The sequence below is a fragment of the Marinobacter confluentis genome (assembly GCF_004785685.1).
In the GTDB taxonomy this organism is placed as follows: Bacteria; Pseudomonadota; Gammaproteobacteria; order Pseudomonadales; family Oleiphilaceae; genus Marinobacter; species Marinobacter confluentis.
The window spans coordinates 1-306 of sequence record NZ_SRPF01000071.1 but is presented as its reverse complement, the minus strand read 5'-3'; the positions used below and the strand labels follow the sequence as shown (position 1 = coordinate 306).

Below are 306 nucleotides of genomic sequence, written 5' to 3'. Positions count from 1 at the left end.
AAGCGCACCCAGCGAGACTGGTAAAGGGGAAAATAACCGGGGCTGACGTAGTTTTTCAGGTCTTTGTGGCGCCACTTTTCCTGGAACAGGAAGTCATCGTGGTCGTAATCATAAAGCGTGTCGAAATCCAGCAGGCACTGGTTATCGGCCAGGCTTTCGTTGAGGTAAACGAAGTCGTCGCCGATACCGCGGGTCAGCAGATCGGCGGGGTTGATCCGGTTCAGTTGCTCCAGGGACAGGTCGTTCCACACGTCATGCGCCTGTGCCGCAGCGCATTCAATGTCCAGAACCTGTTTCAGCAGCACC

The 306-nt window shown here is 55.6% G+C and carries 1 protein-coding gene; it reads right to left on the bottom strand.

Annotation, left to right across the window (positions count from 1 at the left end):
* The coding region (locus E5Q11_RS17830) for a hypothetical protein (protein ID WP_168215682.1) at window positions 1-306 on the bottom strand (306 nt) is incomplete at both ends.